This is a genomic window from Acinetobacter entericus (genome assembly GCF_026168575.1).
GTDB lineage: Bacteria > Pseudomonadota > Gammaproteobacteria > Pseudomonadales > Moraxellaceae > Acinetobacter > Acinetobacter bouvetii.
On the sequence record NZ_JAPEQW010000007.1, the window covers coordinates 131,481 to 153,440 of the forward strand.

The 21,960-nt window shown below is 41.1% G+C and carries 18 protein-coding genes; 5 read left to right on the forward strand and 13 right to left on the reverse strand.

The features are described from left to right. Window positions 1–69 precede the first annotated feature (69 nt). The 3 genes from OKC24_RS07660 (at window position 70) to OKC24_RS07670 (ending at window position 2,998) form a co-directional block, all read left to right on the forward strand. Window positions 70–1,596, forward strand: a complete 1,527-nt coding sequence (locus tag OKC24_RS07660; protein ID WP_131276334.1) for a phytoene desaturase family protein — start codon at window positions 70–72, stop codon at window positions 1,594–1,596. After that, window positions 1,589–2,755, forward strand: a complete 1,167-nt coding sequence (locus OKC24_RS07665; protein WP_131276291.1) for an FAD-binding oxidoreductase — start codon at window positions 1,589–1,591, stop codon at window positions 2,753–2,755. Before OKC24_RS07660 ends, OKC24_RS07665 begins: the two co-directional genes overlap by 8 nt. 72 nt (window positions 2,756–2,827) lie before the next feature. After that, complete coding sequence (locus OKC24_RS07670) at window positions 2,828–2,998, forward strand: hypothetical protein (protein ID WP_165381181.1); 171 nt, start codon at window positions 2,828–2,830, stop codon at window positions 2,996–2,998. An 83-nt stretch (window positions 2,999–3,081) separates the two neighbouring features. Here OKC24_RS07670 and OKC24_RS07675 read toward each other — a convergent pair whose 3' ends face one another. The 5 genes from OKC24_RS07675 to OKC24_RS07695 all read right to left on the reverse strand — a co-directional run bounded on the left by OKC24_RS07675 (window position 3,082) and on the right by OKC24_RS07695 (window position 9,645). Further along, entirely contained in the window at window positions 3,082–3,843 is a 762-nt protein-coding gene (locus OKC24_RS07675; protein ID WP_171457739.1) for an energy transducer TonB, read from the reverse strand. Continuing rightward, on the reverse strand, window positions 3,840–4,286 hold the full coding sequence (gene tolR / locus OKC24_RS07680) for a protein TolR (RefSeq protein WP_086208627.1): 447 nt from the start codon (window positions 4,284–4,286) through the stop codon (window positions 3,840–3,842). The genes OKC24_RS07675 and tolR overlap by 4 nt, the downstream gene beginning before the upstream one ends. 12 nt (window positions 4,287–4,298) lie before the next feature. Then, the gene (gene tolQ / locus OKC24_RS07685; protein ID WP_049590884.1) at window positions 4,299–4,997 is read right to left on the reverse strand and encodes a protein TolQ; all 699 of its coding nucleotides are present in this window, start codon (window positions 4,995–4,997) and stop codon (window positions 4,299–4,301) included. Window positions 4,998–5,102: 105 nt separating this feature from the next. Then, the gene (locus OKC24_RS07690) at window positions 5,103–6,944 is read right to left on the reverse strand and encodes a phytase (RefSeq protein ID WP_265464936.1); all 1,842 of its coding nucleotides are present in this window, start codon (window positions 6,942–6,944) and stop codon (window positions 5,103–5,105) included. A gap of 214 nt (window positions 6,945–7,158) precedes the next feature. Further along, entirely contained in the window at window positions 7,159–9,645 is a 2,487-nt protein-coding gene (locus OKC24_RS07695) for a TonB-dependent receptor (protein ID WP_265464937.1), read from the reverse strand. A 324-nt stretch (window positions 9,646–9,969) separates the two neighbouring features. Here OKC24_RS07695 and OKC24_RS07700 point away from each other — a divergent pair, with 324 nt between their 5' ends. Both OKC24_RS07700 and OKC24_RS07705 read left to right on the forward strand, forming a co-directional pair. Continuing rightward, window positions 9,970–10,896, forward strand: a complete 927-nt coding sequence (locus OKC24_RS07700; protein WP_131276292.1) for a diguanylate cyclase domain-containing protein — start codon at window positions 9,970–9,972, stop codon at window positions 10,894–10,896. Further along, window positions 10,893–11,894, forward strand: coding sequence for a helix-turn-helix transcriptional regulator (locus OKC24_RS07705; RefSeq protein ID WP_131276293.1), 1,002 nt, complete (start codon window positions 10,893–10,895; stop codon window positions 11,892–11,894). The genes OKC24_RS07700 and OKC24_RS07705 overlap by 4 nt, the downstream gene beginning before the upstream one ends. A 72-nt stretch (window positions 11,895–11,966) precedes the next feature. Here OKC24_RS07705 and OKC24_RS07710 read toward each other — a convergent pair whose 3' ends face one another. The 8 genes from OKC24_RS07710 to OKC24_RS07745 form a co-directional block, all read right to left on the reverse strand. Beyond that, window positions 11,967–12,692, reverse strand: coding sequence for a hypothetical protein (locus OKC24_RS07710; protein ID WP_131276294.1), 726 nt, complete (start codon window positions 12,690–12,692; stop codon window positions 11,967–11,969). Continuing rightward, on the reverse strand, window positions 12,692–14,203 hold the full coding sequence (locus OKC24_RS07715; protein ID WP_131276295.1) for an alkaline phosphatase: 1,512 nt from the start codon (window positions 14,201–14,203) through the stop codon (window positions 12,692–12,694). Before OKC24_RS07715 ends, OKC24_RS07710 begins: the two co-directional genes overlap by 1 nt. A 13-nt stretch (window positions 14,204–14,216) precedes the next feature. Next, the gene (locus OKC24_RS07720) at window positions 14,217–15,833 is read right to left on the reverse strand and encodes an alkaline phosphatase (RefSeq protein ID WP_131276296.1); all 1,617 of its coding nucleotides are present in this window, start codon (window positions 15,831–15,833) and stop codon (window positions 14,217–14,219) included. A 384-nt stretch (window positions 15,834–16,217) separates the two neighbouring features. Next, window positions 16,218–17,582, reverse strand: a complete 1,365-nt coding sequence (locus OKC24_RS07725) for an MFS transporter (RefSeq protein WP_265464938.1) — start codon at window positions 17,580–17,582, stop codon at window positions 16,218–16,220. A gap of 227 nt (window positions 17,583–17,809) precedes the next feature. Beyond that, on the reverse strand, window positions 17,810–18,826 hold the full coding sequence (gene benC / locus OKC24_RS07730; RefSeq protein ID WP_131276298.1) for a benzoate 1,2-dioxygenase electron transfer component BenC: 1,017 nt from the start codon (window positions 18,824–18,826) through the stop codon (window positions 17,810–17,812). A 112-nt stretch (window positions 18,827–18,938) separates the two neighbouring features. Next, the gene (benB, locus tag OKC24_RS07735; protein WP_416346073.1) at window positions 18,939–19,430 is read right to left on the reverse strand and encodes a benzoate 1,2-dioxygenase small subunit; all 492 of its coding nucleotides are present in this window, start codon (window positions 19,428–19,430) and stop codon (window positions 18,939–18,941) included. After that, window positions 19,430–20,812 carry a Rieske 2Fe-2S domain-containing protein gene (locus OKC24_RS07740; RefSeq protein WP_252151892.1) on the reverse strand — a complete coding sequence of 461 codons (1,383 nt, stop codon included), beginning with the start codon at window positions 20,810–20,812 and terminating at the stop codon, window positions 19,430–19,432. The genes benB and OKC24_RS07740 overlap by 1 nt, the downstream gene beginning before the upstream one ends. Window positions 20,813–21,005: 193 nt before the next feature. Further along, a complete protein-coding gene (locus tag OKC24_RS07745) occupies window positions 21,006–21,953 on the reverse strand; it encodes an AraC family transcriptional regulator (protein ID WP_265464939.1) in 948 nt (315 codons plus the stop codon). Window positions 21,954–21,960 lie beyond the last annotated feature (7 nt).

Sequence of the window (21,960 nt, forward strand, 5' to 3'; positions counted from 1 at the left end):
GCTAGAAAAAATCAACCCGTTCTAATTTTTTTCAATCAAATCTTACCAATGTTAAGATTGGAGTTTAAAATGCAAAACTATGATGTCGTAGTCATTGGCTCTGGCAACGCAGGCTTAACTGCAGCCGTCACAGCACAAAAGGCAGGCAAAAAAACCTTACTGGTCGAACGTCATAACATACCCGGTGGCTGTGCCACCTCGTTTGTCCGTGGTGATTTTGAATTTGAAGTGGCATTGCATCAACTAAGTGGTTTAGGCACAGAAGAGCGCCCATTTATCATGCGGCAGTTATTCGACCAGCTCGGTGTGATGGATAAAGTCGAATTTGTACAAGAGCACGAACTTTATCGACTCGCTGTTCCCAATCAGGTCGATATCACCTTACCCGCAAGCTGGTCAGGGATTCGTAAGTTGCTACAAGCACAGTATCCTGCTGAGGCAGATCAACTTGAACAATTTATGTTGGCCTGTGAAAAAGTCACTTTAGAAGGTTTTACAACCCTGCCTAAAGCACAAAAAAGCAATGATCCACTGCTCATTGATCAACTCTGTCCATATTTTAAACGCTATGGTCTACGTTCTGCCCACGATGTATTGCATGAGTTTTTCACCGATGAAACTCTAATCAGTATTTTGGCGACCTATTGGTTTTATTCCGGCATTCCACCCAAAAATCTCTTATTTAGTGATCTCGCCAATATGTTATATGCCTATGCGATGTTTAAGCCATGGCATATCAAAGGAGGATCGCAAACCATGTCCAACGCGCTGTTGGAATCATTCTTAGAGTCAGGCGGTGAAGCACAATTCAACTGCGGTGTGGAAAAGATCATCACTCAGGATCATGCCATCATTGGGGTTAGGCTTGAAGATGGGCGCTTGATCAACTGTAAAGCCGTGATTTCCAATGCTAGTCCTTTACTCACATTTAACGAATTATTAGATGATCCCCTCCCTACAAAAATTCAGCAAGACTTCAAATCTCGGCGGATGGGAACATCTGCCTTTGTCATTTATTTGGGTCTAGATTGCACCCCAGCACACTTAAAGATCAATGCAGCATCAACCTTTATTTCCTCGACCATGGACTGGGAAAAAACCCATGACAATATGGAAAGTTTTGATAGCCCTGTTTCAGGAATGCTGACCTGCTATAACTACGATGATCCACAAGCTGCTCCAGAAGGCAAAAGTCAGGTGGTGTTGGTGTGCTTGCAATATGCTGATGTCTGGAAAAATGTGAAAGCCGAAGACTATGCCAAAACCAAATATCGTTTTGCGGATGAATTAATTGATCTGATTGAACAGGTCTATCCGAACCTACGTCAACACATTCAGGAAGTTGAAGTCGCGACACCACTCACCATGATGCGCTATTTGAATACTCCAGGCGGTGCAATTTACGGCTATAAGCAAACACGCGAAGACACCAGTTTTATCCGAGACCGATTGAACCATTTACAAGGGCTTTATTTTGCCAGTGCGTGGACCACGATGGGCGGATTCCAACCGACTTATGCTGCAGGAGTATCTACAGCCAAAGCCGTGGTGCGTCAACTCGACAAAATGGCACAACAGGAGCTAAGCAATGTCTGATCTACATATTTTAAATGCAGTCACAGGCTATCAGGAAATTATTCAAGCCAAATCTGAACTAGAACAAAATGGTACAGACTTTTCTGAATATAAAGGCCAAGTGCAACGGATAATGCACTCGCTGCATCCCAAGCGTATTGATTTGATTGTTCAGGCGATTATTGAAGAAACGCCAACGACTAAAACCATCCGCCTAGCCTCTCAGCATGGTGAAGCCTTGCCAGCATTTCAAGCAGGTCAATACATCAATCTATTTGTCACTGTGGCAGGTACTTACACAGCTCGTCCCTATGCAATTGCATCTTCGCCAACCCAAGCAGACTACTATGATCTCACCATCAAAAAAGCAGATGCGGGCTTTGTTTCACACTATTTGGTCGATCAACTATCGGTAGGACAAACCTTGCAAAGTAGTGGTCCAATGGGGAACTTTCACCACAATCCGCTGTTTCATGGTGATGATCTGGTGTTTTTGGCAGGTGGCTCTGGGAGTGTGCCAGCGTGCAGTATGCTTTTAAATCTACTTGAACAAAATCTTCAACAGCGATTCCACCTGATTTATGTCAATAGCTTTGAAGATGATGTGATTTATGCCGAAGAGCTCAGAGCACTGGCCAAACAGTATGCTCATTTCACTTTAACCGAATATATCACTCGTCCGACAGCAGACTATCAAGGTCAAACAGGAAGATTAAGTGCAGAGCGCTTGAGCGAATTATTAGGTACAGAGCCGAAACAAAAGATGTTCTACATCTGTGGCCCAACGCCATTTAACCAAAGTTGCCAACAACTTTTGGCTGAGTTAGAAGTTCCTGCTCGACGTATTCGTGTTGAAGCCAATGGTGCCCCCAAAGCCCCAAACACACAGTCAACTTGGACGTCGGACATTGCATTAAATCAAGAAGTGACAGTCACAGTAAGAGGCAAAGGACAGTTTACTACCACGGTTGGTGAGCCTTTACTGAACAGTCTAGAACGACATGGTTTCTTTGTCGAAAATGCCTGTCGCTCAGGCGAATGCAGTCTGTGTCGGATCAAACTGATTTCAGGTGAAGTCTTTACTCCCGACGAGGCGCACTTACGCCGCTCAGACCGCCAATTTGGCTGGATTTATAGCTGTGTTGCATTTCCACTCAGCAATATTGAAGTGATGCTTTAAATCATTCCGCTGAACTTTTTAAGAAAGTTCAGCTTTTTATTTTTAAATACATGCAAAACAAAGGAATAAAGCATGAACAATAAGTTATGGGAAAAAAGTTATCCAAAACAATTAAAAAATTATCAGCTCGATGAATCACTCCTGTCAGGCTCGGTCAGTGAATTCTGCCTTTATGCCGCACAACATTTCAAGACCAACCAGCATTTAGCGTGGTTCTACCCAATGGTTTTAGCCAAAGTCTAAGTTTTAAAGAAATTCACTGCTATTCAGACCATTTTGCCAACTATTTAAAACATGTTCTCAAGTTGAACTTAGGCGATATAAAATTAACTTTCAATACGATATTGAAAAGTATTTTTAACATTCAACACGCTAGTTGGTTTGCCATCGACTAGACGAGGCTGATATTTAAAAGTGAGTGCAGCCTGAATCGAAGGTCGTACAAACATCGGATGGCAGTCGCCTTGTGCCTTCGGGTTTTCTACCCGCCCTTTTTCGTTCACGCTATACACCACCGTACAATCCCCCTCCAGCTTACGATCCAAAGCTTGTTCTGGGTAAGCTGGTGCTATTTTTGAAACAGGTTGATAATTTTTAACATCAAATGATTCAGGATGAGTTTGTGCTTTAGGTTCTACTGATTTCTGGGTCTTCGTCTGAGTTGGTATATCCGCTTTAGACTGCGTATCTACTGTTTTCTGAAATTCCGCTGTTGCCGTTTGCTTTTCCATCACGACTTGCTGTGTCGGTTTAGCCGCTGTAGGTACAATTTTGTTGCTCTGTGACTCTACAAACTTCTTGGTGGTTTTCGGTTGGACTTCAGCAGGTTTCTCAAGCTGTTTTTTGACAGGCTCATGTAACGGTTTTTCTTCGACTATCGGTTCAGGCTTTTTAGGTTCAGGTTGTTGTTTGGCTGGAGGGGGTATTTGCACAAATTGTAATTGAATGGTTTTCGGCTTGGGTTCCGCCAATGTTTCATGCATCTCAACCGTACATAACCATGCAATTAGCGCAATATGCAATCCAGCCGTGACCGAAAGTGCTAGACCTTGATCACAAAACCTAATTTTGGAAACGGTTGCCATCATGATTGTGGTTCCTCTGTCACTAGCCCCAAGTTCGTTACCCCACTTTTTTGCAAGGATGCTATGGCCTGTGCAACCAGTTGATAATCAGCATCCTGATCGGCACGTACATAAAACTGTAAGCTTTTATCTTTTTGAATAATCGGAACGAGCTTTTGTTGCATAGTGGCTAAATCAATGGCCTGATCCGTAACTTTCTCGGTATTCACTTCTGATCCAATATTCCAGTAATACTGGCCATTGGCTTGAATAGATAAGGTTACAATACGCTGCTGTTGTGACGCGGGCATGACATTGGCATCCACTTTAGGCAAATCAATTTGAATGCCTTGCGTCAACATTGGTGCAGTCACCATAAAAATTACCAACAACACCAACATGACATCAATATAAGGAACCACATTCATTTCAGCATTGGGTTTTAATTTTTGAGGACGCTTAATCATGGTTCTTACTCCTTAACGCGAAGTGCGCTCAGTGTGCCCCAACAAACGATAAATACGCGTTTGCAACTCATTGGCAAAACCGTAATAACGACTAGAAAGCTTGTCAGCACGTGCCGAAAAACGGTTATACGCCACGACCGCAGGAATAGCGGCAAATAAACCAATGGCTGTCGCAATCAGCGCTTCTGCAATCCCTGGTGCAACTGTATTGAGGGTTGCCTGTTCAACGGCAGACAGTCCAATAAACGCATTCATAATGCCCCAGACTGTTCCAAATAAGCCTATATAAGGGCTGACTGAACCGACTGTTGCGAGAAAGGTCAGATTTTGCTGAAGCTTTTCTTCTTCTTCACTGATACTGCTGAGTAAACGACGTTCTACTCCATCAATCACATCACTTGTGGTGAGTTGCTCATCTTTGATCAATTGATGGTATTCATCCACACCATGTTGAAAAATGCTGACAACGCCTTTTTGTTGTTCAGGCTGTTGGTAATCTTGCTGTAAAAGATTGAGATCTTTTTGCTGTCTAAAATTCTTTAAAAAACGGTTCCAAAGCTGCTCTTGTCCACGAAGTAACATGCCGTGACGCACGATTAAATACCAACTTACGACTGAGGATAAAACCAAAATCAACATCACTACTTTTACCAACACACTGGCATGGCTAATCAACATCCAAACCGACATTTGATCCATTGTTGCTTGCATAACGCACTCCAATTTTTTTACTGCATGGTGCAGTACATATATATTTTTTAAATGGGCTGTGATTCTTTAGCAGCCCATGTATTAACTCAGGTACTAAAGCGCTATTTAGTCCAAATGCAGGGCTTGAGCGATTTTTTCCCACGGCACATATTTAAAGTTCTGATTGGTTTCAGGCATACGTTTACGTCCGTCTTGCACCACCAACATGCCTTGCTTCCATTTGCCACCAAAATTTAGGGAACTCACATCTAGTCCATCTGTTTCAGACACAGCGTCAATGCCTTTGTCGGTATTGATGCCGATACGAAATGCGCCACGAACCGTATAAGGTGCAGCGGCATCAAGCACCACAAAGCTGTCATTGCCTTGGCTTGAAACCACCAAATAACTTTGGTTTTTGCCGTGATAAAGTCCCATCCCCTCAATGTCATCATGCATCACCTCTCCTACACCAATCACCTGCTGCATAGGAAGCTGAGTTTTTGGGTTGAGATCTTTTACCCACACCGCGACATCTTCTTCACCCAAGAAAATACGCCCTGTGGCATCGTCTACGACACAGCCTTCGGGTTGGGTTTTCACGGAAAAACGTTGTACTTCTTCAGCCCGTAATTTTTGCTGTGCAGCCGTGATGTGGTATTGAACAAAAGTCCCGTTTTTATCGTTGGGAATGGCATAGATTTCCCCTTGAGCATCGCGGTACATGCAAATGCCATAGATATCATCCAATGTGGTTGCTAACTCGCCAAGCACAGAAACCTTGCCCGTTTTGGGTTGAATCGCAAAGAGATGCAGGCTGTTATGATCTCGGTTCGATGCCACCGCCAAATCGACTTTCTGATTGCCCCATTTAAAACCGTGGCGTACATCGACATTATTCAATCGCCCTACTGGCAAGTACTGCACAGTTTTGCCCTGTAAGTCGTTAACCTGTAGACCACCTTGTTTATCTGTCGCTAAAATACGGGACTGACTCGGCTGTGCAGCGTTATGCCAAATCGCAGGATCATCAGCCGCGTCACCTGTACTTGGCACACCCTCCGTCTGCACTTCTGCTGGAATAGTGATGATATTTTGAGCTTTGGTCTGAGTTTGAGTTTCCCATTCCACATCTGTCACTTTCACGGTTTTATCATCTAAAATCAGCAAGGATTTATCAGTTAAATTACCTTGAACACTCAAAGTCTCTGCTTCTTTCACAGTGTCTAGTTGTAAAGGCGGCTGTACTTTCCATTGCTTATCTTGCTTTTGATAACGATAAAGCAAAGGTTTTTCTGCATCGAGTACAGCGACATGATCATTTACAATTGCAATTGCAGAGGGTGAACCTTGAATCGAACCAAAGGGTTGCACGAGATCCACCGCCTGACGCACCATGTCTGCTTCAGAATGGGCTGGATATGCCCAAACGCCAACATTCGCTTCATTAATAAACAGCTCTGCTGTGGCATCATTCACTTTGCATACACTACTAGCAGGTGGAAAACTGAGACGGCGTACCAGCTGTGGTTGAACCAAAGCCTTCTCATGCTGAGCCACCAACCATTGTTCACCAAGCCCCTCTTCACCTACTAAAAAAGCAAAACTCAGCCCTTGAGCATCGGTATATAGGCAAACATCTTCAGACTTAAATGAACGCTTTGGAATAAAACTAGGTTTGTCCCATGCTTTATTTTTTAAGTTCATGCTCATCAATTGAATTTGCTGTTGTTGCAAATTCGACGCAGCAATCAATAAACGCTCCGAACCAATCCGATAATCAAAACGCCCAAACTGACCTTGAATTTGATGTAGTACATTTTGTTGATCATCTAAGATTTGTAGCCCTTTATTTTTACTGCTCAACAGTGCGGCAACTTCAGGCCATGCACTCAAGGTTAACCATTGCACATCCTCAGTTTTCGCCCCATTCATGTCGACTTCACGTAATTGCAACTTCGCTTCCATAGGCTGATCTATTGGTATTTCAACCGAGCTTAACAACTGGCTACTTTGCGGAGCTTGAGGCACACTGTGCTGACTGCATGCACTCAATAACAGCAAGCAACTGCTTAAAGCAGACAATTTAAAAGATGAAAATTTCATAGAGATACTCAAAATTGGGCAAGGAACCTCAGGTCTGCTTTTGTTGAGCACACCTGAGTACTAAATTTAATTCGACTTAAAAATGGGTATAGGTCAGTGCCAGTTTGTAAGCTGGGCCATATTCTTCGTATTGCGCGTTATAAGCCTTAGAACCTGCATAGTTGTAATAATGCTCATAGGTGATGTTTTGTACATCAAACTTGAGCTGTAAGTTTTTAGATAAGTTCACATGACTACTAAAATCAAGGAAGATTTGGTCATCGGTATAAATATCTTTTTCAGGCGTATCAATGTCACCAAGTTCATACAGATAACTCGATTTATAATTTGCTGAAAGTCGTACACCAAAACGTTCATTCTCCCAGCCAAGCATCGCATTCGCCACCACATCCGACTGATTTGGCAAATGAATACGACGACTCAAAAGCTCTCCATCTTTCATCGAATCAATATCCGCCTCTGACTTACTAAAGGTGGTATTTAAACCCAACAAGAACCCGTTCCATGGTGCTCCTAAGTGGTCAAATTTTTGTGAATAGGCAAACTCCATTCCATAGAGTTTGGCACTTTGACCATTTTTATAGGTCACAGCTTCATCAAAGTCAGCCCACTGCCCCGTCCCTGCAATATTGGTGTTATAGATAAAATTGTCGATATCTTTATAGAAGCTATAAAAACTCACCATACTGGCTTTGCCAAAATACTTTTCTACACCCAAATCAAAGTTAGAAGACTCCAAAGGCTTCAACATTGGGTTACCAAACTCAGCCTCATCACCATCTATGTAAACACCTGGTGCACTTTGCGCAAAGTTCGGACGCACGATACTATTGGTCCATGCCGCACGCAGGTAGGTATTGTCCGCCAATTGATAACGCAAATGTAAGCTTGGCAACCAATGATCATAGTCATTTTCATATTTGGTCACAGTGATCACATCATCATTAAACTCAAAACCACGTGCTTCAAAGTTGGTATTTTCATAACGTAAGCCAGCAATCACACGCAGTTGATCAAAATCAATCGTATTCATGACATAAGCCGCTTGTATGTCTTCATTTGACTTAAAGTCATTAATGATCGAGCCATCCGCAACCACATAGTCAGCAGCATTTAGCCCGTTTATTTTATCCTGAATAGCCTTCTCATTGATGCTTGGACCAAACTGTCCCAGTTCATAATGGCTGTTTGAATTGAAATCTGAACTTGACGTACTGAGGTCTTTATATTTCCATTCATCGGTATTGTTGGTTTTTTCACGTTGACTAATTTTGCCGCCGAACTTCAATGCAGCCGCATAATTCCCCAGCATATAGTCTTTTAGAAAGTCTAATTTACCATTGTATTCTTTATCGGTGGTTTTAGACTTTTCCCACGACACCGAATCTAGCTCATAGTTGGCAGCATCATAAAAATCTTGATCTGCTGTTACAACTGGCTTTTGGGTACTGCTAAAGCCAACATTACTAAACTCAGCTTTATATTTCGCCCCCGAAATACCGCCTGGGTTTTCCTCCGATGCTTCGCTATAACCGAGCTGACCTTCCACCGTCCAAGTACCAAAACCTTGCTTGCCGCCTAAAACAAAAGACTGAATTTCTTGTGTTTCAACACGACTTTTTAATGAGCGAGTGACTTCTGCATCTCCACTTTGCCCTGCAAGTTGTGGATTGGCAAATTCAACTGAAACTTCTTGACGCGATTCGGTATCTTTAAATCGGCTATATAAAGTTCTTAAATAGTATTCGCCTGTGTCATTGGGGCGGTAATCAAAATTCAGTCCCGCACCAATACGCTCACGCTCGATGTCATATTGACGCATTGCGGTTTCTTCAAGTGCGTCACCATCCCAAGCCCCACCCGTTTCAACATTGTCCGAGCCAAATTTTCGGTTTTGATAACTCAGTGCCAACGCCACCCCAAGGTTGTCTTGCCCCTCACCAACACTGAAACGGTTACTGATGGCACCAGATGCTTTAGGGCTATATTTTTCCCGTTTTTCATCATAACCACCTTCAACCGTTCCCGTATAAAACAAACCGCCATGGTCAAAAGCCGATAAACTTTCAACCTGCACCGTACCGCCTAATGAGTTGGCATCCATATCTGGTGTTAGCGTTTTCACCACAGCCAAAAACTGCACCAGCTCTGAAGGTAAGACATCCAATGCCACGCCACGGCGATCGCTTTCAGGCGCGGGAACCAAAGTACCATTGATGGTCACTGCATTTAAGTCAGCGCCTAAACCACGAACCGAAACAAAACGTCCTTCGCCTTGGTCACGCTCTGTAGATACACCCGATATCCGTTGCAAAGCTTCTGCAGCATTGTCATCGGGTAATTGTCCGATGCCATCGGCATGTACCACACTGCTGATTTGGTCGGCACGTTTTTGTTCTTTGAGTGCTTTATCCATACTTGCAGCTTGGCCAATGACCTGTACATATTCCACCGTGTTATCTTCGGCATGTAGATGCGTCATGCTCAGCATTGACAGGACCAGTGTGCTGAGCTGAAAACCCGCACGCTTATGTTTCATGAAACGGCTCTGATTATTTTGCATTATGTTCTTCCCCTCAAGCCAAAGTGGCATGGTTTGAACGCACAATAGAAATTGAATGTGAACATGATGTGACAGTGCCTTTTACGATCTGCCCTTTTTATTTGTTTTTGGTCATTTTCGGCAAAAAGTGAGCTAATTTGATCTGTATAGAGAAAATTCTGAGCATACAGAATGATGCATATTCACCACAAAGATAGGGTTTTTCAGCATTTTTATTCTCAAAAAGCAAAAATACACTGATCTATTTTGACTCTAGCCTTTGCCATCAAACTGTCATCTAAATCTGTTTAGCTTGGGCGAAAATAAATCATTTCAAAAAATGCTATGCCTAAATACTTTGCTTACTACCGCTGGCCTTTGTTATGTGTAGCGACTGCCTGTAGCTTATCTCTCTGGTTGTTTATCTTACTTGGGCAGAGCAAGTCGTTTGCTGAATGGAACTGGGTCGATATTTTAGGTGAAGGGGGCGCAACTGTTTTTATTGGTATTTGGATTTTCTTTATTATTAAAAGCCGTCCTTTGGGCCGTGTAACTAACTATATCTTTTATGGACTGTGTTTTATTTTTTTCCATATGTGGATGGACAGCTTAGATGAGTTTATTCGCCTACCTAAAGAAATCATGTGGGATGCATGGCTTGAGTCCATTCCTTTTCCAATTGGACTGTGCCTATTTACCATCGGGATTTATTTTTGGCATCAAGAAGAACTGGCGATTTCTAAACACATGCAAAAACGAGAACGTATTTATCGGGATCATCGTTTATTCGATGCACTCACCCCTTTGGCCGATGCTCATTACTTTAAAACACAGCTCAAAGCTGCAATTGAGCAAAACTTGCATGAACCCAGCGACATGTCCGTCATATTGTTAGATATGCATAATTTTAATCAGATTAATCAAACACATGGTTTTGATGAAGGCACATCTATTTTACAGCATGTTTCACAATTGATTAGCTTAAACTTACGACCACAAGACCTGCTCTGCCGCTTCGCAGGAGATCGTTTTATTATGCTGTTACCAGAGACGAAGCTACAACAGGCTGAAAAAATGGCAGCTCAACTTGAGCGCATGCTTATGGTCAGTGCTTATTATCAACGTGATTTGTCCGTGCACATTCCTTTAAAAGCACTCACGACCTGCTGTTCAGTCGGGCAATACCAAACTGCTCAGCAACTTTTGAGTGCCTTAAATCAGCAATTGCTCCAAGTGAAGCAATACTACTCACCAAAGCGAGTCACCGTATGAGCTTTGAATGCGACTACAGCTACATTCCTGCGCATCATCAATTGTCTATTTTAATTGATTTAGCAGTCAGCCATGAAGTCGAACATCACGTCCTACTCAGTGGTAGCGGTATTTTCTTGGAAGATATCTTTTCAGGGCAAAAGCTGATTAGCCAGCAACAGTTACAACAGGTTTTAACAAATGCTGAGCAGTGTTTTCGCAATCAGGACATCAGTTTTTTATTCGGTCAACGCAGCCTAACCACCCCCTTTAATGACGCCATTAAATCCATGCTGTATGCATCGACCTTCGATGAAGCGCTTAGCCGTTATTTAACATTTTCCGCGTCTGTTTCACCGTGGTTATGCCCTCGACTCATGTACAGCCAAAACCATATTCATATTTATTGGTTAGATGAAAACAAGCTTGAAAATCGCTTTTTAATCGAAAGCGCAATGAGTGCAATACAAGCATTTAGCCGTCAACTGTATCAAACCAAGTTAACGTGGAAATTCGAATTTAATTTTTCTGAACCGGATTATATTGAACAATATTGGACGCATTTAGGCAGTGCTTTAGAATTTAATCGCCCGATCAACATGATGAGCCTGCCTCGTGACTTGGTCCATGAAAAACTTCCCAATGCCTCTTCGACCTTAGCTGCAATCAGTTATCAACATGCGCTGAAAGAAATGACAGCTCAAAATATTCAACAGAGTTTTTTGCTCAGTTTGCATCAATACTTCATGCAGAATATTCAAAATAATATTCAACTCGAACAAACTGCTGATTATTTTCAAATGAGTTCTGCCACCTTAAAACGTAAACTGAAAAAGCATCAGACCCATTTTCAGGCGCAACTCGATCAAAGTCGTTTGCATACCGCCATCATTTTATATCGTGTGCATGGTTTTAAAACTGAACAGATTTCTCAGTATTTACAAATTAACGATGCCACTAATTTTCGACGCGCGTTTAAGCGTTGGAGTGGTTTAACGGTACAAGCTGCACAGTCCTAACCGCTTATTTTCCCCAAAAAATCACGGATATTCCTGTTGTAACGCCGAAATTAAAAGTCAAAAACTCATCGGCTAATCACTAAAGTCCGCATAGTCACGTTCGCTGTATTTTTCTGTTTGCGTCCAAGGTGTAGCAACATATTGGCCAATTTTGCGCACGGTAAAGGTTTTGGCATAGCCTGAGATCGGTTTGAGCAATTCATATTTTTGAACCAGTTGATCCTGTTCATTCCATATAATATTCAACGTTTGCCCAGCACTGCGTATTTGATAATGCGCTAACTTCGGATCACGTTGAATCAATTGTGCTCGCTTTAAAATATTAGGCTGAATCAAACTATATTCACAACGCCAACAGTTTTTCAGCCCTAGCATTTCTTGATCGACATCCTGCAATTGCACCCGCATTTTTTCATCTGACAAAATATAAAAACGCTGAAACGGACTTTCTCCGTTTGCTTGCCCGACTACATCTTTACGTTGCATCCACTGAATTGCATGGTCAAAACTTGCATGCTCATGGGTGTCTGTTTTGGCAGACACATGAGCGTTGCCATGTGTCTGGGCTTCGTCAGCATGCGTTTGAGTGTTTAAACGTTCAATCCAAATATTTTGCGCATCTCGAATTATTTTCTCACTGTATTTTTGAATGGTCGTGACCCCATTGGCATCCAACCGTTCAATCTGATAATCAATACGATATTCATCGGCCGACCATACCCATGGACTGAGCAAACTGAAAGACAATGCTAAGAACTTCATTTTGAATTTGAACGGCCGTATTAATCTTGTATCCATTAAAATCCAAACGCCTTTTTCAATTGCTCAAATACCCATGTATTTTCTTGTGTGCCTTTGAAGAGATTTGAATTCTTTCCTTCAGCAAACAGCATCACATCTCCGCCGCCATGCGTTTCGCTTTTCGCCAGTTGTACCCCGACTTCTTGTTTATAGTCGTCAGCAAAGGCTTGCTCGTTGCTAATACTGTCACGAATATCTAAACGCTTGCCCGTACCATTTCCAAAAACGAGCGTCGTTCCTGTTGTCCCATTTACATCGCGGTATGGATTATGTACTTGGCCATCAGCCAGCACTTTGCTGTAAGCATTTTGCTCTTTTGCAATATTATAGTCATAGCTCAGCCCCAAAATACCTGGATTAGTCTCCGTCGTTTGACCCGTTCGTGCAGCATAACCATTAAAGGTCATCACATGGTCATGGTCTGCCGTCACTACAACCAAGGTATTGCTCAAGTCCACTTTATCCAGTGCAGTTTGAATTGCATCATTAAATGCCTTGGTTTCCTGCAATGCCCGTTTGGCATTATTGGCATGTAGCGCATGGTCAATACGCCCACCCTCAACCATCAAGAAATAGCCTTGTCCATGACTCTGTGCTTGCAGTGCATCAATCGCTTTACTGGTCATCACCGCCAGACTCGGTTCAGTCTTTATATTCTTCTTGAGTCGGTCCAAATCAAAATTTAAATGCGATTGTGTCGAGAATACGCCGAAAATTTTCTGAGTATTGACCGTCTGTGCCAAATCACTTTGGCTTAAAACGGTTTGATAACCCTGCTGTTTAAACTCTGCCAATAAATCACGACCATCCAAGCGCCCTTTGGGGTTAGAGACTGCATCATAAGGCGTCCAGTGATTTAAGCCACCTCCCATAAGGACATTAATGCCATCCAATAAGTTTGGATTATAAGCTTTACCTTTTGGAACAGCTTGAAGCGCAATATCGTATTGCGCATCACGGTGACAAATATGTGCATAGGTTGTCGCAGGTGTGGCATGGGTGAGTTCAGTCGTCGTCACTACGCCAACCGCTTTTCCCTGCTTTTTTGCCATTTCTAAAATACTTAACGCAGGCATCCCTGCGACCATACTGCTGCCCTGTTCTGGACAACGGTTGATGGCTTTCGCTAAGCTTTTGCCATTCGGCAATTTTCCATCTTCAGGTTCGACCGCAACCGTTCCTGTTGTCATCGCAATCACTTCATTTTTATTTTTCTGCCCAGTCATATAGGCGCCCATAGAGGGAGCGCTATCTGTGGTTTGACCATCCTCAGAATAGGTTTTAATCCGTGCTGCGTGCTTCATGCTATCCATGGCCAGTTTGCCATTTTCTCCCACAGCATAAATACGACTTGCCGTCACTATGGTTGGTCCCATGCCATCGCCTAAAAAGAATATAACGTTTTTCGTCGGTGTAAGTGTGGTATCAGCAGCATACAAAGCATTTGAAGAAATCGACGCTGTAAGCAGAAGCATCATGTATGGGATGGTTTTTAAAATAGGTTTCATGGATATCCCTCTGCTATAAGCCTGTGATCTTACGAATGAGGTGATTGACCTCAATATTTTCAAGGCTACCTGAGAACTGATCGGCTCCCTGACCAATTGCACCTAAAAACACATCTGCACCGCCATGCGTTTCTTTATCTTTATAGCCCGTTTGAATCACAGCTTCTTGTTGGAAATCATCCGCAGCAGTGCCCGTACACCAACCCGTTTCAGCCAAAGGATAGGTGAAACTATATTTTTCACCTTGCGGTGCCTTTGGCCCTTGTACAGGATGACAGACATCACTGTCTTTTAAGTTCAGCACCAAGTCATCCATACGGTTTTGAGTAGGGCGTTTTTTGCCAGTACCAAAACCGATAATCGGATAAGGTTGACCATGAATATCTTGAGCAAAGCCCGCTTGGTCATAGTTTTTCACTAGACCAAGCACACTGGTTTCCTTACCTTCGATATATTTTCCTGTGCGCTTGGCATAACCATTTAAAACTAGGGTGTGATCATGGTCTGCCGTGATTACAATCAGTGTATTTTTAAGTTCAGGATCACTTTGTTTAAGTTTTTGAATAGTTGCTTCTAAAGCATCATTTAAAGCAATCGTGTCTTGTAAAGCACGTTTGGCATTGGTGTCATGTAGCGCATGGTCTATACGCCCGCCCTCCACCATAAGGAAAAAGCCTTTTTTATTTTGTGTCAAAATGTCTAAAGCAGACAGCGTCATTTGCTTTAGACTCGGCTCTGCCAAGTTTTTCTTGCTTCGATCCAAGTCATAATTTAAATGGCTGTTATTAAATAAACCCAATAATTTTTCATTTTTCGCCAGTTGCACTTGGGATAGTTGGCTTTCATCAAAAACCACACGGTAGCCTGTCTTTTGCATCTCGGTAATTAGATTGCGCCCATCAGTACGCTCTCCGCCTGCATCTTTAGGCAAAAATTGACGCTTGCCGCCACCTAAAACCACATCCACTCCATCTTTGAGTTTTTGGTTATAGTGCTGATAGATATCCCCTTTAGAGCTTGGTACCAATTGTGATGCAATGTCATTTTCAGCATCACGGTGGCAAATATGCGCATAAGTTGATGCAGGCGTGGCATGCGTGATACGCGTCGTGGTCACAACCCCTGTCCTCCAACCCTTCGCTTTGGCTAATTCAAGTAAAGTTTGCGTGTTTTGCTTATTTTTGTTTTGTGGGTTAGTCGCGCACTGGTTATTTCCTACTGAGTCAGGTTCAACCGCAATTGTCCCTGTCTGCATCGAGATCACCTCGTTTTTCATCTTCACACCTGTCATGTACGCGCCCATCGAAGGTGCGCTGTCCGTGACTTGCGCATCTTCAGAAAAGGTACGGACAAAGGCAGACTCAGGCAGCCGATCAATCGCCAACTGGCCATCTTCACCAACAGCATAAATACGTGAAGCGGTAAGCGTGGTGATGCCCATTCCATCACCCAAAAAAAAGACCACACGTTTCGGTTGTTGGACTTTTTCTTGTTGGAGCTGTTGCACTGTATTGGCCTGTTGATTTCGCGTTATCGTCGTACTTTGACAAGCGGTAAGCAATAAAGTGCTGAAACTTATACATACCACGCTGATTGTTTTTAATTGGAATTTTTCAAGAGAACCGAGCATGGCATCAATCCATCTAAAGATGGCTGAACCATACACTTCGGATATTTAAGTCAGATGACATTTAAAAGCAAATATAAATTTATTCACTAAAATAATTTAATCATTTTTGGTACGTTTTTTTATTTTAGCTAAAATTGATGAGTATGAATATGTTGTAATTCTTGCTTTTAAAAATTCACTTCTTGGCACAATTCCTTAATCGAGCCCGATGAAGTATCTGCATAGGTCATCGGCTTAAAAATCGCCTATAATAAAATAATAGTCACATAATTTAATTTAGAAAAACACATAACTTGTTGCATACTGCTCATCCGTTCAAAAAGCATGGATAGCCATTCCTATGGCTATCCTCAGGCTAGATTTAAGTATGAATTCAAAAGACAATCAGTTTGGAATAGATGAACCAGTTCCATTTCTATCAATAATATTTTTTTTAGTAGTGAAAACATTTGAATTTACAAGAAAAACTGCAATCGCTGCGATCACACCAGGAATAGCAATTGCAAGAAAGTTCATGTGGTGTGGAAGATTTAAGGTAAGCAAAGCACCAGTGAGTACTGGACCTACAATTGCCCCAATACGACCAATACCTGATGCCCAACCAATGCCTGTAGAGCGAATCGAACTTGGATAGTATTGCGCGATAAAGGCATATAGAACAATCTGTGCACCGATCGTTGCTGCCCCTGCAATCGCAATCAAACCATACAAAATATAGATCGAGCTTTTATACCCAAGTAAAGCCAATGCAACTGCACCAAGCAAATACATGATGGTAAGCACTTTTTTCGGATGATATTTATCCGCAAGAAAGCCTCCACCGATTGCACCAATCATGCCACCAATATTCAACGTCAGTAGGAACAGCATACTGGTGCCTAAAGAGTAACCTGCTTGTATCATTAACTTTGGTAACCAACTGCCCAATGCATACACCATCAACAGACACATAAAGAACGTGGTCCAAAACAATAAAGTATTCATGGTACGGTTTCTTTGGAATAATCCTTTAATCGATGATTCCTCGGCCACAAAGTCTTTTTGCGAGCTGATCTCAATCTCTACATTCTCCACATTGGTTTGTGGTGAGATTTTCTTAATGATTTTTAACAGTTCTTGTTTACGCCCATTTTTGAGCAGAAAGTAAGGTGACTCTGGCAAATATTTCCAAACCAGAATTAATGTCAGTAATGGGATACCAGCAATGTAGAACATGATATTCCAACCATAATTCGGTACAAGCCAAGCACCTAACAATGCAGAAGTCATGCCTCCCACTGCGTAACCACTAAACATGATGGCAACCAGCGTACTGCGTAACTTCTTAGGTGAATATTCGGATGTTAGTGCACCAACATTCGGCATCACTCCACCAATTCCCAAACCAGCCAAAAAGCGCAGTATGCCAAATTCAATTGGTGTTGAGGCTAATCCACCTAAAAAAGTGAAACCACTAAACATCCCAATACAAAGTAGAATAATTTTCTTTCGACCAAATCGGTCAGACAATGTTCCAAATAACATCGCACCAATCATCATACCGAATAAGGCTAAACTAGCAAGTGAGCCCGCTTGTACAGAGCTTAATTGCCACTCTTTCATTAACAAAGGGAGTGCAACACCATATATGACTAAATCATAGCCATCAAAAATGATAATTAATAAACACCAAATGACCACCTTCCAGTGAAATGTATTAAATTTTGCCTGATCTAAAATATCGGATAGATAAATTTTATTATCTCTCATATTTCACTTCCTTGATGTATGCTACAAAGCATTTTTCCTTATCAATGAACCTATTTCTATAGTTCATAATTCCCTAAAAAATCATCACTCGCCCCAGACCATATACTCAGAAAATAAATCTGATCAGGTGCCATAAGGTACTCATAGATGATTTTTCGACTTGATCTCATATTCAGGTCAATCCGCTTGAATAATGAATATGTAGATAAATTTGGATTTAATGGACCTTAATTCTCTGAAAACTTTTCGAAGAAAAAATTTTGTGGCTGTATATTGCTCTTCTCCAACCAAATTTTTACTGCTTCGACCATTGCAACTGGACCGCATAAATACATATCGGCATTTCCAGCATTTAACCAATCTTCATCGATATGCTGTGTGACATAGCCTTTACGTATATGATGACTTTTAACATCTGCAACGACAGTTCTATATTCAAACCATGAGAATTTTTGCTGAACCTCATTTAATTGCTGTAAAGCGACCAAATCCGTATCATGGGTGACGCCGAAAACCAAACGCACGGGATGTGCTGAGCCCTTGGCTTGCAATACCTTTAGCATGGAAAGAAATGGTGCAATACCCGTTCCTCCGGCCAGCATCAATACGGGTCGGATAATCTCACGCAGATAAAAACTGCCATAAGGTCCACTAAAGCTGAACTGATCACCAACTTGGCACTGATGACTGAGGAAATTACTCATTTTTCCATTCGGTATGTTACGCACTAAAAAACTTGGGCAACGCTCATCGGGTTTAGAACTAAATGAATAAGATCTTGTTTCATTTGTAGCTGGAATCCCAACATTGACATACTGACCTGCCAAAAACTGAATATTGGGTTGGTCTTGATCTAACTGGATATCAAAACTAATTGTTGAATCAGATAGATTTTCCAGTTTAGCCAATCTACCCTTAAAAGTATGAATCTCTGTTTTACACACATCAGATGAAACAGGAATTTGAAAAACCGCATCCGATTTAGGTCTGCATTGACAAGCCAATATATAACCCTGCTCTGCATCTTCGGCACTTAAGGCATCTTCGATATAACTGTCTTCAGGTAGTTCATAATCCCCTGATTCACAATAAGCTCGACAGGTTCCACAAGCACCATCACGACAATCCAATGGAATATTTACTCTTTGGCGATATGCGGCATCAGACAAAGTTTCACCTTCCATCAGATGAATAAAACGCGTCACGCCATCCTCAAATTGAAGCGCTATTTGATATTGAGACATAGTTTTTCCGGTTACTTTGAATTAAATACAACTTGATGAGCGATATAGACCATCAACATAAACATTTGCTTTCTGCTATTTTTTAAGCATGTGTCCATCCAAGGTGTACTTACTAAATGTGATAAATATCCAGTACCTGATTAATGTAATCATTCATCAGAATAACCTTCTTATTTTTGATTTGCGGTTGCTGCCCATTAATCTGCACGGTGTAAAATGACTGACCAAAGAACTGCTCAATTTTTTTGAACCGATAAATCATAGTGTGCCAGTTAAAACGCAGTTTGATTTGATGAATATTCTGTTCCAAAATTTCAATATTACTGATCTGATGCACCGTTCTCGGCTCAGGACTGCTTGCACCAGAACGTTCGGTCTTAATTCTGAAAATCCGGTCTTCCAAGCCACTGCGATTAGCATAATAAAGTAGTGAAACAGCATTAGTTGGAGACTCCACTAATGTATCTTCATCCGTCCAACAAGGTAGCCAGAACTCTACATCCTCAGCATACAAAGATAGCCACTCATCCCATTGCCGATCGTCAAGCAAACGTGCTTCGTTATAAAGAAATGCCGAAATTGAAAGAATATCGTGTGTCATGATTAAGCCTCCTGTTTACAAGCAATCTTCTGCACAGTTTTTGACTGATCTTGTTTCAATCCTTTGATGAGTTGCTCTGCCCAATATTGATGCTGTTTGACAAATAAGCCCTCATCAGTCGAATCAATAGTGGACTGTACTGGGTTAAAGCCCAGTGTTTTAGCATTTTCATCTGCACCATCTAACCAGCGTGTTGCACCTCGGCTCAGATCATTCCATTCTGCAATATCGCCATGAAAACCTTCTTGACAAGCTCTAAACTCTTCTAAATCATCTGGTGTCCCCATACCACTTACATTGAAAAAGTCCTCATACTGTCGAATACGAATCTCACGAGTTTGCTCATCTTCCCCAATAGGAGCAAAACAATAAATCGTAACTTCTGTTTTATCGACAGAAATAGGCCGAATAATACGAATTTGGGTAGAAACCTGATCCATAATGTACATATTCGGATAAAGACATAAATTACGAGTTTGATTGACAATTGCATCCACTTTTTCTTTAGAGTAGATTTCTTCTAATTGTTGCTGTTTTTCATATACAGGACGTACTTCTGGATTGAGTAATTTAGTCCATAACAACATATGACCATTTTCAAATGAGTATGTTCCACCAGAGCTTTTACCCCACGCATTCGGATCAACTACTTTAGTCACAGTCTCATCTTGTTTTCGATGATTCATCGTTGCTACATAATTCCAATGCACACTAGTGACATGATAACCATCGGCACCATTTTCTGTTTGCAATTTCCAGTTACCATCAAACGTATAGCTCGAGCTACCAGACAAGACTTCTAGTCCTTGCGGTGCCTGATCGACAATTTGATCAATTACTTTACGTGCTTCACCTAAAAACTCATATAAAGAAATTTCTGTGGCATGAATACTGCCAAATAAAAAACCACGATAGTTTTCAAAGTGCGCTAGTTTTTTCAGGTCATGCGAACCATCTTCTTTAAACTGTGGTGGATATCCTCCTGTCTTTTCATCTTTAGCCTTTAATAATTTACCTGTGTTGTTAAAGGACCAACCATGAAACGGGCAGGTGAATGTAGATTTATTACCCTTTTTATATCGACATAAGGTTGCACCACGGTGGGCACAAGCATTAATTAGTGCATGCAACTCATTATTCTTATCGCGAGTAATGATGACGGGTTGGCGACCAATAGTGACATTTAAATAGTCATTGATATTTTGAAGCTGGCTTTCATGTGCAAGAAAGACCCAGTTTGCTTCAAAAATATATTTCTGTTCCAATGCAAATAATTCAGGATCTGTGAAAATATCACGACGACAACGAAAAATACCCTTTTCTGCATTTTCTTCTATTGAGTTTGCTATCCGTTCAATTAACAATTCGGAATGGCTAGACATCATTCTAACTCCTGTATAGTAATAGTTCCTATACAACTAGAATAATTGCTATTTTGATGTTGGGTCTGTTCATTCTCTGCATATTGATATACAAATTTTGCAAATTTTATTTCTTATAAAAGTCAAACAACCAAATTAATAGTTTATAATCTAAATATATTGAGCCTAATATTATATTAAATACAACTATTCATTCTCAGTTATTTCTTTTTTTAAGTGTTTCTGAAGGTAGCTCACCGAACTTATCTTTATATTCTTTAGCAAAACGCCCTACATTATAAAATCCATATTCTATTGCCAATTCAGAAATATTTCTGACTAAACCACCACCTTTGATAATCTCATTAATTTTTAATAATTTACGATTCTTTACATACTGTTTCGGAGAGCATTTAAGGTATTTATCAAACAACATATATAATGATCTTTGGCTGGTATAGGTGATTTTTAGCATGTACTCCAAACTTATATCCTCTGTCAAAGAATTATCTATATAATTTAGTAAGAATTCAAAAGAGGCAGGATAGTCCTTATTTCTATATTCAGCATTATGTGACAGTGTCGTCAAAATTTTATTCACCATGATGTCATTGTACAATTCTATCACATTTGAATTAGTGTCCACATATTCTGCTTCAGTACAATAAAGTTGTAAAAAGCTTAGTAAATTTTCACTTTCATTTATATTGTATTTATTCATTTGAAATTTTAAAGCATGTTCTGAAGTACTCAATCCCAACTTATCACAAGCATTGTGCATAATAGTGCTTGGGATCTTCACAATAAATTTTCGAACGTTCTTGGCATAAATTTGTTTCACATACTGATCAGGATTAACCATCATCATTTGCCCTGTGACGAATTTTGCTGAACCTTGTTCATCTGTCCACTCACACTGACCTGATAACATGAATTGTAAATGATAGGCATCACCTAAAGTTTCACAGCAAATTTCAACATCACTTCCATACTGGATCTGACAAATGCTCAAAGCCGAAGCCTGTCGATAATCGAGACTCGCTGTATTTTTGAAGTTATCTAGGAGTTTGATTTCATGATTCCCAATATGCTCCAATACAAATGAAGATGCCTCAACTGGATTTGCCCGAGTAAGGATGGAACTATTTTTTAATAATGTCAGCATACCTTTG